Consider the following 13,189-nt stretch of genomic DNA (forward strand, 5'->3'; position numbering starts at 1 on the left):
GACGTAGTGAACCCATCTCAGGATCCCTTTTAATGGGCGAACAGCCCCACCCTTGGTGTCTTATGCAGCACCAGGATAGGAACAGACGACATCGAAGTAGCAAACCCTCGGGTCGATGTGTACTCTTGCCGAGGACAACTCAGTTATCCCTGGGGTAACTTCTCTCTTATCACCTGCCCTCATAAAGAGGGGACAAGGTGGTTCGCTAAGCCCTGCTTTCGCATCTGCGTTCCCTATTGGCTGGAACACAGTCAAACTAGCTTTTGCCTTTATACTCTACGGAGGATTTCTGACCCTCCTGAGCTAATCTTTGGAGGCCTCTGTTATCTTGTTAGAGGCGTGGCGCCCCACCCAAACTGCCTACCAATAGTTGTCCCTTTTTTAAGGTTAGTGACGCAACTTTCAAAGGGAAGTGTTTCATCGTCGTCTCCATTCCGGCCACAACCGAAACTTCTAAGACTCCTTCCTACCCTACGCATTGAGAGTCGCGTCACAGCCACAGGCTGCAGTAAAGCTCCACGGGGACTTCGCTTTCATGTGGGAGAGACTGGATTGTGCACCAGTACATTAATTTCACGGGGCTGAATGTGGGGACAGTGGGACTCTCGTTGAACCTTCATGCGAGCCGCCAATTAAGCGGCTAGGTATTACGCTACCTTGAGAGGGTCATAGTTACCCCCGCCGTTTATTGGCCCTTCTTCTCCTTGAACGGAGCTTTCAGGTACCAACACTGGGCAGGTTTCGACCACTATACACATCCTTACGAACTAGCAGTGGTCTGTGTTTTTGGTAAACAGTCGGGGTCCCCTTGCCACTGCGACCTATCCTCTTTCTGGATAGGCATCCCTTCTACCTAAGATACGGGACTATTTGGCCGAGTTCCCTCACATCCATTATTCCCAAACGCCTTAGACTTCTCATCTAGGGGCACCTGTGTCGGTTCTTGGTACGAACTCAGGCTTGACCCATATAAGTTTTTCATGGACTCCGGGACTTGCAGAAATTCCCATAAGGGAACCGACATTTTTTCACGGACTTCTCGTCATTACAACTCTCCATCCGCTTATTAATGCCAATGTGTAGACAGGCACACTTCTGCTATCCCAAAGCTAACATATATGGCAAAACACCTGAGGCACTGGAATATTAACCAGTTTCCCTTTCGATCACTTCCTGTTAGGGGTGACCTTAGGATCGGCTAACCCTCGGCTGACGAACATTGCCAAGGAACCTTTGCCCTTTCGGCGGAGTGGATTTTCACCACTCTATTCTGCTACTTTTACCAGGATCCACGATACTGTACGGTCCATACCTCCTCTCGAAGATACTTCTATCCATACAGCACGCCCCCCTACCACATCACCTTTCGGTGGTCTAATGTATCGGTAATTGACTTTAGCCTCGTCCATCTTGGAGGCATATAACCTCGGTGAGTGAGCTGTTACGCACTCTTTAAAGGATAGCTGCTTCTAAGCTAACCTCCCCACTGTCTTGGGTCATAAACCTCTTTAAATCGCACTTAGTCAATTTTAGAGACCTTAACATTAGTCTCGGTTGTTTCCGTCACGTGCATAAAGCTTATCCCTATGCACTAGCACCCAGCATCTACGATTCTTGCAAGTTCGGAGTTTGACAAGGTGGCGCAACCTTTCGGTTGCTAACCACCCAATCGGTCGCTCTACCTCACAAGATATCTCCGCTGAGGTCTACCTGCGGGTAGTATTGGGGGGAACCCGCTATTGCCACTCTAGATTAGCCTTTAACCCCTATACCCAAGTCATCCAAACGATTTGCACATCAGAACTGGTTCGGTCCTCCACCTAGCTTTCGCTAAGCTTCAACCTGCTCAGGTATAGATCGAGCGGCTTCGGGTCTGCCACAGCTGACTAAACGCATTTGTTACGCTACTCCTCCCTTACGGTGCGAGTAATCGCTTTCGCTACGGTTTCTTCTTTTAGAATTAACCTTGCCAGCCATCGCAACTCCCTGGCCCGTTCTTCAACACGGACTATAGAACACTGGTCACTCTTTCGAGATCATTCCTTTTATGCCCTATAAAGTTTTCACTGCTTGGTTTCAGGCTCTTTTCACAGCCCTTCCGGGTTGCTTTTCAGTTTTCCCTCACGGTACTTCTTTGCTATCGGACTTGAGTTATATTTAGGGTTGGATGTTTATGCCACCCGCATTCCCACGCGAATAACGACGCATGGTACTCAGGATACCTTTCCTCATAGCTTCTCTAATTACTTTCACGGGGCTATCACCCTCTATGGCAAAGCTTTCCAGCTTTTTAAAATTCTTAGAGTAGGCATTGGGAAAGGTCCATACTCCACATCTCTTTCTCTTTTCAGAGAAGATTCGGTTTGCCCTTTACCGCTTTCGATCGCCTTTACTCACGGTATCTCGATTGATTTCTTTTCCTCCCGGTACTAAGATGTTTCAATTCCCGGGGTTCCCCCTCCTTTCGGAGTGAAAATACAGGAAGTCCCATTCGGAGATCCTTGGATCTATGGCTCCATGCGCCTCCCCAAGGCTTATCGCAGCTTGGCACGTCCTTCATCGGTACTCAAACCAAACCATCCCCCAAGCAGTTTTGATACACAATCTATCTTGCTTGTATTATCCGGTATCATTGGTTATAAAATAACCTCGCCCTTCCCTATTAATATTACATTAATAGGTGCATGTTTTATTGGTATACATCGTATTACTTTCAACGATATAAATATTTTGATAAAAAAGTAGGTGAAATTTATGGGGCCTGGGCGCTGTTATTTAACCATATAAAAAACAATAGGGCTAAAAACGACTTTTTTCTGACTTTACCTTAAAAAATTGGCATAAATTAATAAATAAAATATAAATATATAATTATTTATATAATTTATTCATTATTTCATTTGGCCTTATAAAGCCATATTCATATATATATCCAGTAATTAAAGTGCCGTATGTATAATCAAAAAACCTATTGATAAACCCCTTTATTTTTGTATGATTTTTAATCCGATGAAAATCAACTTCGTTAAAATTATTGCTTATTTTTTCTGAGGTGGTTAAAGAATATACAGGTTTATTAAAATAATTCATTGTAAGTGCAAGTGGAAAGGTTCCATTTTTATGTACAAGATCCCCATTAACAGTCACAAGGTCTGAACCCAGTAATAGAATGTCTGCTGATTTGCCGATCTCGTAATATGAATAATCTGTGGTTATGATGGTTTTAATTCCATGGCTGCTTAAATTGTCATAAAGTGATATACCCTCAAAAGCTGGACCGCTTTCCATAATATATACCTGTTTAATTTTATCCATGTTATTAATAATGGCATCTCTAACCATGGAGCTGTAGCTAATTGTTGCAACTGAAACTTTTCTGTTAAAAATTTGGGCTGAAAACCTTACAGAGGAATCTGTATCCTTTTTAATTAAATCATACAATTTACCTGCATACTCTATTTTTGAAATTTTTCCATTATAGCCTGATAAATAATTGCATGTGTACTCTATTATACCCATACCATAATAGTTTTCCCGGAATTTATTCAGATATAAATCATAATCATTGCCTTTATATTCAATAAACCATTTTATTATGTTGCCTGCGATAACTGTGGCAGATGAAATTTCATCATCAAGAATTTCTTCAGGGTTCATAAAAATAAATATTTTAAAAAAATATAAAAATTAATGCTCCCTGTATAGGATTGGCTCAAGCTCCGTAACTGCCTTTTCCTCAAGGGATTTTAAATTTTTTATCACATCTGATATCGGCTGTTCCTCGGTTACTATATACTTTACCTTTCCAAATGACATCTGATATGACCCAGGGCATAGAGAATTTTCTGTCACAATAAAGGCATCAGGATTTAATGACAGTATTCCGGCCATTGCTATTTCCCTGCCACCATGGGTTCTGCCATAACCAGGATTTTCATATTCCTCAATCTTTTTTGTTTCGTCATCTATTAAAAATATGGAACTGCCATATTCCAGTGGGCTCAACATATTATCCTCATCTACAACACACGCTACCTTCATAATAAACCATAATATATAACAAAATTTAAGCTAATTGTATTTAATAACGCTAAAAAAATTAATAATAACCGTGAAATTCAATAGAATATTTTGGTATTGATATTCCTGAACCGTTCTCAACATGACCTATTTCCTGAACTTCAACACGGTTCTTCATTATGCTCATAAAGTCGCGTTTACTTTCCTCATCTATTATTACGACATAGCCTATGCCCATATTAAATATTTCATACATTTGCCCATAGGTAAGATTTCCAATTTCCATTAATTTTATAAAAACGTTTTGTGGTTCTATGGGGTTATCTATAACATATTTCATGTCCTTCATTCTGGTTATATTTTTTATTCCCCCACCAGTTATATTTGCCATGCCCTTTATGTTAACTATGTTCAATGCATCTAAAATTTCCCTGACGTATATCCTTGTCGGTTCAAGTAATACATCTGCCACTGTTTTATTCTCTCCCGGAAAATTTTCATCGTATTTGAGTCCAGAGCTTTTGATAATATTTCTCACAGTGGTGAACCCGTTTGAATGAAGGCCACTGCTCTTTAATCCCATTATTATATCGCCGTCTGAGATTCTTTCCCCCGTAACCATCTGACTTTTTTGAAGTATTCCTATGGATGTGCCAGAAATATCTATATGATTAATAAGATCTGGCACTATTGCTGTTTCTCCGCCAACAATGTTAATATTTGCAATCTGAGCCCCAACATTAAAACCTACACCGAGCTGTTTTGCAACCTCATTATCTATATCCTTTAAGGAGATATAATCTAGCATGGCTATTGGTTCAGCTCCGGTTGTAATTGCATCGTTAACGTTCATTGCCACACAGTCAATGCCAAGTGTATTAAACTTACCACTTTCCTCAGCTATAATAGTTTTGGTACCAACACCGTCATTATTAAATGATAGGTAAAAATTGCCGAGATCAATAATAGATGTGAAACCACCTAGAGGGTTTACGGTTTTAAAATCTTCCCTTTTAAACTTTATTTGCCTTAAAAAGTTTGTAACAAACTCGCCCTGGGCTTTTCTATCTAAAATTTTACCCTGCATGATTAGATATTACATTATTAAATAAAGATTTTTATATTTTTACTATATTTAAATTTTTAATCTGCATGTAATTGTATATTAATTTGTTAAAAGGAAAAATATTTTAAGTAATATATGTATTATCGAATTAGGTGATAATGAGTGGTTAAGTTAGAAACCCTGGATTATAAGCCAAAGCCTATAGATCAAAACTATATAAACGATGAACAGAATTACCCTGTAACAGGAGAGCACAAAGGACATAAGGTTAGGGCTGAGGGCATACAGAGGATGGATGCTGATGGAAAGCCATACCCAACAAAGTTTGGTATCCATGGCAGCATTGTGGGTGTTGATTGGGAGGCATGTATAGCAGATGGCGCTTGCATGGATGTTTGTCCTGTATCCCTGTTTGAATGGGAATTAAATCCGGGCCAGTCAGGTACAGGAAACGATAAGCCCATCTCAAAGGATGATAAGGAGTTATGGGATAAATACAGAACAGATAAATGTGACCCTGTAAGGGAAAGCGAGTGCATATTTTGCATGGCATGTGAAAGCGTTTGCCCGACACTTGCAATTAAGGTAAATCCAGAATAAATTTTTATTATTTTTATTTAATAATAAAATGAAGTATAATTTCGATATTTATGTGAGTAGAAAATTGATTTAATATTAATTATCCTTGGGGTGGCACATTTTTAACGTCAGGTCTAAAATTCTATTGCATATATTTTGTTATTTTATTGAGATATTAAAGCCTCGTAAGCCTTTATTCCGTCTGACCTTTTTACTATTACTATGGTTTCATTTGAGCATGAAATTAACTGTAATATATTGATCTCTGCTGAAAATAATTTTTCGTTTATTTTCATGACAAAACCAGGAGTTTTAATTATCTCTGGTGAGGAGAATATATGTATTGAACTTACATCTTTTTCTATTATGGCATTTTTTGGTATTTCTGATAATTTATTTTTAGTTTCATCTATTATGTAAACTATTGAATCTGTTAGATATGTTGCAGATAAATAATTTAAATTTTCAAGCTTTCTGGTTGTGGTAATTACCATAATTTTATCCTGGAGCGTTATTTTGCTTTCTGATAATAATTTATTAATATGAGAGGTAAAATCGTCGCCTGTGTTTTCCATGGACATTTTATTTAGGGCAGATCTTATTGATATTATATTATAACCATTCATTTCATTGTATATCTTTCTTGCAAGCTTGCTGACATTAACAATGCCCATTCTCATTGATATTAATATTTCAGGATTCCTTTTAAGATAATTTCTAACAGCACTCTCAACGTTCCCCCTTCTTAATCTTTTTTCAACCATAATATATAATTTAATTCAATAATATAATTTTTTACATGATTTTATATTTTATAATACCAAATATGGTTATTTGATAATTTTTTACAAAAAATATAAAATATAAAAACAATATTTTTATTCCTATGGAGAAAGTATTATTATTATATTCAGGAGGATTAGATACATCTGTCATGGCAAAATGGATACAGGAAAATTTAAAAAAGGAGGTTGTGACATTAACATTGAACATAGGAAACAGTAACCTTGATGAGATAAAGGAAAAGGCAATTTCACTTGGTGTTTCAGATGCTATAGTCGAGGATGTTAAAAATGAATTTGCTGAAAAATACATTAAAAAAGAGATATATGCAGATGGCTTTTATGGCGATTACCCGCTTTCAACTGCAATTGCAAGGCCGCTAATGGCTGAGAAGGCCGTTAAATATGCAGAGGAATATGGCTGCAGTACAATAGCACACGGGTCAACCGGTAAGGGTAATGACCAGGTAAGGTTTGAGGTGACAATTAAAGCTTTAAATAATAATATTGATGTAATTGCACCGGTTAGGGACTGGAATATGAACAGGCCCGATGAAATAGCATATGCAAAATCACATGGCATAAATATTACATACGGTGGCAAGTATTCTGTTGATGAGAATCTCTGGGGTAGGTCAATAGAGGGCTCAAACCTTGAAAAACTTACCAATCCTGTTGAGGACGATGTTTATGAGTGGGTAACACCGCCGAAAAATGCGCCAGACATTGAAACAGAGCTATCTCTTGAGTTTAAAAATGGAATTCCGAGTGCAATAAACGGTGTACATTATAGTTTAAAGGAGATTACTGAGAGGTTAAACAAAATTGCCGGTGAGAATGGAATAGGTTTTATAAATCATATAGAGAACAGGGTAACAGGAATTAAAAGCCATGAGATATATGAGTGCCCCGCTGCTGTGTTAATATTAAAAGCGCATAAAATTTTTGAATCGCTAATATTAAATAAAAACGAGGCAGACATTAAAAATTATATGGATTTTCAGTGGTCAAACAATGTTTATAACGGTCTCTGGTATGATCCGGTTATGGAGCATATTAATGCATTTGAGCAGAGCATTAACAAATACATAGAGGGAGAAATCAAGCTTGGCCTGTATAAGGGCAATATATCATTAAAAACCATCGATAGTGAATATTCTCTATACGACTATGATACAGTCAGCTATGACAACAGCATATTTAAACAGGACTCTGCTAAGGGGTTCATAGATATTTATAAAAATAATACCGTGCTTGGGTCTGCTGCAAGGAAAAAAACCCTAAAAGTGATTGAATGAAGATATGGTCAGGAAGCGCTGCATCAGAGGGTGATAACAGCGCCTATGATTTTATGGTTAAAAAGGACATAAATGTAGATGCCTATCTGGTAAGGTATGAGGCACTGCATCTATTAATGTATAATTTTTATTTATACAATCATGGAATAATAAAAAAAGAGGATGCAAAGAAAATATTCATTGCACTCATAAAGGCCTATGAGGATGGCATAAAACTAAATGAATCCCTGGAGGATGTTCATGGCAATATGGAATATTATATAATTGAAAATGCTGGAGAGGCTGGCAGGAATCTTAGAATGTTTATGTCAAGAAATGAGCAGGTGCACACAGATTTTAATTTTTTTGCAATGGAAACTTTATTATCATTCCAGAAAAGCATTCTTGAAACTGTAAAGGTAATAAATAATATAAGGCAGGATGGGGTTTTACCGGGATACACACATTTTAGGCAGGCCATGCCCATAAGGTATTCAACATATCTTAATTATATATCAGAAATATTTACATCAGCATTTTACAGGCTTAATGATGTTTTTAATGATCTTCTGGAATTACCACTGGGATATGGTTCTGGATTTGGTTCTGTATCCGGTGTTGATTTTGGTGAGGTTGCATCATACATTGGCATGAAAAAAAATATTAGGAACCCGCTGTTTGAATCAACCAGGTATATTGATACATACATAAATATAATATCTGTATTAAATCAGTTTCTTATAGACATATCAAGAATTTTTCAGGATTTGATAATATTTTCAGGTGACGAGATGGGCATAATAAGGCTTCCACCGGGATATGTCACGGGCAGCTCATTAATGCCGAATAAGGTTAATCCAGACTTTCTTGAAATTTTTCAGGGCTATGTCTCCAGATCCATTTCTCTAGCATCATTGATTTATTCTACCACCATAAATAAAACGCCAGGATATCACAGGGATTTTCAAATAATTAAGGATGAATTCATCCCGTTTTTAATAGATTTAAAAATTATTTTAAATGGCATGCCCGCACTTTTTAATGGTATTGAATTTGATTCAGAAAAAGCAATTAATATGATTAAAAATACAACATATGCAACATATAATTCAAGACTGGAGTTCAATAAAACACAAAACTGGAAGGAGGCCTATAAAGATACTGGAAATAAGATAAGAAATGGCATTCAGCTACAGGATTATATACCAGAGGCAGAAACGGATCATTTGGATACCAAAAAAATGGATGATGTATTAAGGGAAAATGAAAAATTTATTTACAGTAATATAAATGATTTTATTAAAAAAATTAAAAAAATAGTTGAAAGTTAGTTTTAATTTCCAAATACATCAATTTTTCTGGAGTTTTTTATTCTGTAAAGGTAGTCCAGAACTGATGGCCTGAAGTATGTGTCAATATATTCTAGTATTTCATTATCCGTTTCTCCAGACTGGTTAAATATTTCAGCCATTAAGTATGGCATAAATCCCTTAACATCCCCGATGGTAAATCCATGGGATTTCCATGTCATGCTTATTTCTTTGGCTATGCCCTTAAGATTCTGCATGGTATATGTTTCAACATCCTTTTCCTCTATACCATAGCCGGCGTCCTTTTTGGCAGATGCTTTCTTTTCCATAATTACATCATCAACCATAGAGAACACCTCCAAAAAGTTAATTACAAAGTTTTATTTAAATATTTCTATAAGACTTTATAGAAGTTTATATTTATATTATATTTTTGCCACCCTTCATTGGTATTCGTTAAAAAGATATTTAATTAAGATAATGATTTAGTTTATATGCTTGACATAGTATCCATGGAAAATAAATGGAGGGATTACTGGAAAAAAAATAATGTTTTTAAATTTACAAAGGGCGATAAAAATTTTTCAATAGATACACCACCACCAACGGTCTCGGGTAAAATGCACCTTGGACATGCTTATTCCTATCCACACCAGGATTTCATAGCCAGATATAAAAGAATGAAGGGTTACAATGTATTTTATCCATGGGGATTTGATGACAATGGTTTACCAACAGAAAGATACGTGGAGAAAACAAGGAATGTTACAATAGAAAATACACCATTAGGTGATTATATAGAAATATGCAAGGAGGAGAGCAAAAAGGCAGAGCTTGAACTTGCAGATGCATGGTACTCAATAGGCCTCAGTGCATCATTTAACGATTATATAGACACATCATCTGATTTTTCAATGAAAATGTCCCAGAAGTTATTTCTGGATCTTGCCAGATCTGGAAGGGCTTACAGGGCTGAGGCGCCGTATATAAGATGTCCAACATGTAAAACTGCCATTTCACAGATAGAGATGAAGGATGCAATTATAGATACGGACCTTGTTTACGTTAATTTTGATGGGATAGAAATTGCAACAACAAGGCCGGAAATGCTTGGTGCCTGTGTGGCTGTGTTTGTTAATCCCGGTGATGAAAGGTATAAGAATATAATTGGAAAAAAAATAAAGGTGCCGCTCTATGGCAATGAGGTTCCGGTAATGTCAGATGAATCAATAGACATGAATTTCGGTACTGGTGCAGAAATGCTTTGTACCTTTGGTGATCAGAATGATCTTGAACTCTGGAGGAAGTATAATCTGGATTCACGCATAATATTAAAGAACGATAAACTTAATGATTCAAGGTATTTAGATAATATTGGGATTAAAGAAGCAAGAAAGAGAATTATTGAAGAGCTGAAAAAAAATAATTATATAATAAAAATAGAAAAAATTAAACATTCAGTAAATACGCATGAAAGATGTGGAACCCCAATAGAAATAGGTATAAGCAAACAATGGTACATAAAAGACCTGGATATAAAAAAGGAGTTATTAGAATTTGGAGATAAAATAGAATGGATACCGGAATACATGAAAACCAGGTATGATAACTGGGTAAATGGACTTAGATGGGACTGGTGCATCTCAAGGCAGAGGTATTTTGGCATACCATTTCCTGTATGGTACTGCAATAAATGCGGAACAATAATTTATGCAGATGAAAAGGATCTGCCTGTGGACCCCAGGCTTGTAAATAAAAATATTAAATGCCCCGCCTGCGGTTCTGATGATGTTCAGCCTGAAAGGGATGTTATGGATACCTGGGCCACATCTTCAATAAGCCCAACGTTATATTTAACGCATATAAATTCCATGGATATGTATCCAATGGATGTCAGGTTTCAGGGGCATGACATTATTACATCATGGGCATTTACAACCATATTAAGATCCTACCTGCATTACAATAAAATACCGTGGAAAAAAATTGCAATAAGCGGCAATGTTTATGACCCTTTTGGACAGAAAATGAGTAAAAGCAAGGGAAATATAGTGGAGCCAAAGGATATAATAGAGAAATATGGTGCTGATGCGCTCAGATTCTGGGGTTCAACCACAATGCCTGGTGAAAATATAAAATTAAGGGAGCAGGATCTTGTAAGGGGCAAAAAAACTGTTATCAAGCTTTATAATTCATTAAATCTTCTAAAAATAATATCAGGTGGAAAAATACAGGGAGATATTAATATAATAAAATCTCCGGTAAATAAGTGGATAATGTCCAAATATGAAAAAACTGTCAGGGAAGTAACAGGATACATGGATGCATATGAGGTTATGAAGGCAAGAAGCGCACTCGATAAATTCTTCTGGAGCAACTACTGTGACAATTACCTTGAAATTATCAAAAATGATAATGAGGAATACAGAAATGAGAATATTGCAGTTTCTTACCTTATAATGGAAAATGTTTTAAAAATGTACTCACCAATTATGCCATTTATAACAGAGGAATTATATCACGAAATACATCCTGATTCGATAAGCATAGCCCTTGAAAAATATCCGGAATATGATGATAAATACCTATTTAATGAGGAAAATGATATAGATTACATAATTTCTGTTATAAATAGTATCAGGGCACTAAAAAGCAGCCTAAAAATATCAATGGCAGCACCGATAGATTCATTAAATATTACTGGAGATTCAGAAAAAATAGGCAGATATGGTTACATAATAAAAAATTTAATGCATATAAATAACATAAAAATAACCAGCGGTGAAAATATAAATATAAATGTAATTCAATAAAGATCTAAATATTTTTTAATTTCCCAGTCTGTAACGTGTGATCTGAAATCCTCCCATTCCTTCTCCTTTGCCTTCAGAAACTCATCATACATGAAATCCCCAAGGATCTTTTTCATAAGTGTGCTTTCCCTGAATGCATCCAGTGCCTGACCAAGAGACCCTGGCATCGACTTTATACCGTTTTTAATTCTTTCCTCACGGCTCATTTCAAAGATATTCTTTTCAACGGGTTCTGGTGGTTCTATCTTATTCTCTATTCCCTCAAGGCCCATGCCAAGGATTACTGCAAATTGCAGGTACTGATTTCCTGCAGAATCCGGGAATCTTAATTCCATTCTCTTGCCCTTGGGGCTTGCATGCGGTACCCTTATAAGTGCGCTCCTATTTTTATTTGCCCATGCAATATATACAGGCGCCTCAAATCCAGGTATTAACCTTTTATATGAGTTTACTGTTGATGCCAGTACCGGTGCTGCACCTGGTACATACTGGAGAATTCCACCAAGGTAGTGCATTGCATACTCACTGAGACCATATTTATTTCTTTCATCGTAAAACAGGTTTTCATCACCTGAAAATATGCTCTGATGTACATGCATTCCATTGCCGTTTATTCCCTTGATGGGCTTTGGCATGAAAGTGGCATGGTATCCATAGGCATTGGCTGTTTCTTTGACTATGCTTTTTATTATAATTATCCTGTCGGCCATTTCAACTGCTGTGGAATATTTAACATCAATCTCGTGCTGACCGTATGCCACCTCATGGTGTGATGCCTCTGGATAATAATTTACAGCCTCAAGTTTTTGAAGTATTTCCTGTTTTACAGTAAAGGATTTATCAAGGGGTTCGCGGTCAAAATATCCACCAAGGTCGCTTGGATATACTGTTGGATTTCCATCCTCGTCCTGTTCAAAAATAAAATATTCAAGCTCAGGACCAACATAATATGTTTTATTTTCCTTTGCCAGTCTTTCAACCTGCCTTTCAAGTATATACCTTGGGTCCCCCTCAAATCTTGTTCCATCTGGATTAAAAATCTTGCAAACAAATCTTACAGTTTTACCTGCATAATTTTCATTGCTTAAAAGTATATAAGATGAGAGTTCAGGTACTGCCTTCATATCTGAATTCTGAATTTCTTTAAATCCAAGAATTGAACTGCCATCAAACATTATGCCATTATATATTACGTCCTCAAACCTATTTTTTGGGACAGTTAGTGATTTAACATTGCCCATAAGATCAGTAAACTGCAGCTGCAAAAATTCAATACCTTCCTTTTTAAGCCTTTCTAAAACGGCCTCTTCATCCTGCATATAGCCATATACACTTATGTGAT

The 13,189-nt window shown here is 36.7% G+C and carries 10 protein-coding genes and 1 rRNA gene; 4 read left to right on the forward strand and 7 right to left on the reverse strand.

What is annotated here, in order from left to right; genetic code table 11:
- The 4 genes from QXW15_RS05010 to purM form a co-directional block, all read right to left on the reverse strand.
- Positions 1-2,608 (reverse strand): 23S ribosomal RNA (locus tag QXW15_RS05010); the annotation flags it as partial.
- 263 nt (positions 2,609-2,871) lie between these two features.
- Entirely contained in the window at positions 2,872-3,657 is a 786-nt protein-coding gene (locus QXW15_RS05015) for a hypothetical protein (RefSeq protein WP_342790075.1), read from the reverse strand.
- Between the two features lie 30 nt (positions 3,658-3,687).
- Positions 3,688-4,041 (reverse strand): hypothetical protein, encoded by a 354-nt coding sequence (locus tag QXW15_RS05020; RefSeq protein ID WP_048102078.1) that lies wholly within the window; start codon positions 4,039-4,041, stop codon positions 3,688-3,690.
- Positions 4,042-4,099: 58 nt separating this feature from the next.
- Positions 4,100-5,107 carry a phosphoribosylformylglycinamidine cyclo-ligase gene (purM, locus tag QXW15_RS05025; RefSeq protein WP_048102077.1) on the reverse strand — a complete coding sequence of 336 codons (1,008 nt, stop codon included), beginning with the start codon at positions 5,105-5,107 and terminating at the stop codon, positions 4,100-4,102.
- 141 nt (positions 5,108-5,248) lie between these two features.
- Here purM and zfx point away from each other — a divergent pair, with 141 nt between their 5' ends.
- A complete protein-coding gene (zfx, locus tag QXW15_RS05030) occupies positions 5,249-5,686 on the forward strand; it encodes a zinc-containing ferredoxin (RefSeq protein ID WP_052656825.1) in 438 nt (145 codons plus the stop codon).
- Between the two features lie 143 nt (positions 5,687-5,829).
- Here the strand turns inward: zfx and QXW15_RS05035 are convergent, their stop codons facing one another.
- On the reverse strand, positions 5,830-6,429 hold the full coding sequence (locus QXW15_RS05035; RefSeq protein WP_048102076.1) for an ACT domain-containing protein: 600 nt from the start codon (positions 6,427-6,429) through the stop codon (positions 5,830-5,832).
- A 122-nt stretch (positions 6,430-6,551) separates the two neighbouring features.
- Between QXW15_RS05035 and QXW15_RS05040 the strand changes: the two genes are divergently transcribed.
- Both QXW15_RS05040 and QXW15_RS05045 read left to right on the forward strand, forming a co-directional pair.
- Positions 6,552-7,745, forward strand: a complete 1,194-nt coding sequence (locus tag QXW15_RS05040) for an argininosuccinate synthase (RefSeq protein ID WP_048102075.1) — start codon at positions 6,552-6,554, stop codon at positions 7,743-7,745.
- A complete protein-coding gene (locus QXW15_RS05045) occupies positions 7,742-9,055 on the forward strand; it encodes a lyase family protein (RefSeq protein ID WP_048102074.1) in 1,314 nt (437 codons plus the stop codon). The genes QXW15_RS05040 and QXW15_RS05045 overlap by 4 nt, the downstream gene beginning before the upstream one ends.
- Before the next feature lie 2 nt (positions 9,056-9,057).
- On the opposite strand, the gene QXW15_RS05050 is transcribed toward QXW15_RS05045, so the two are convergent.
- Positions 9,058-9,381, reverse strand: a complete 324-nt coding sequence (locus QXW15_RS05050; protein WP_048102073.1) for a hypothetical protein — start codon at positions 9,379-9,381, stop codon at positions 9,058-9,060.
- Between the two features lie 147 nt (positions 9,382-9,528).
- On the opposite strand from QXW15_RS05050, the gene QXW15_RS05055 reads away from it, so the two are divergent.
- The gene (locus QXW15_RS05055; RefSeq protein WP_048102072.1) at positions 9,529-11,847 is read left to right on the forward strand and encodes a valine--tRNA ligase; all 2,319 of its coding nucleotides are present in this window, start codon (positions 9,529-9,531) and stop codon (positions 11,845-11,847) included.
- Here the strand turns inward: QXW15_RS05055 and glnA are convergent.
- Entirely contained in the window at positions 11,841-13,166 is a 1,326-nt protein-coding gene (gene glnA, locus QXW15_RS05060) for a type I glutamate--ammonia ligase (protein WP_048102187.1), read from the reverse strand. The genes QXW15_RS05055 and glnA overlap by 7 nt on opposite strands.
- Positions 13,167-13,189: the final 23 nt, after the last annotated feature.

It is taken from the genome of Acidiplasma sp. (genome assembly GCF_038728925.1).
In the GTDB taxonomy this organism is placed as follows: domain Archaea; phylum Thermoplasmatota; class Thermoplasmata; order Thermoplasmatales; family Thermoplasmataceae; genus Acidiplasma; species Acidiplasma aeolicum.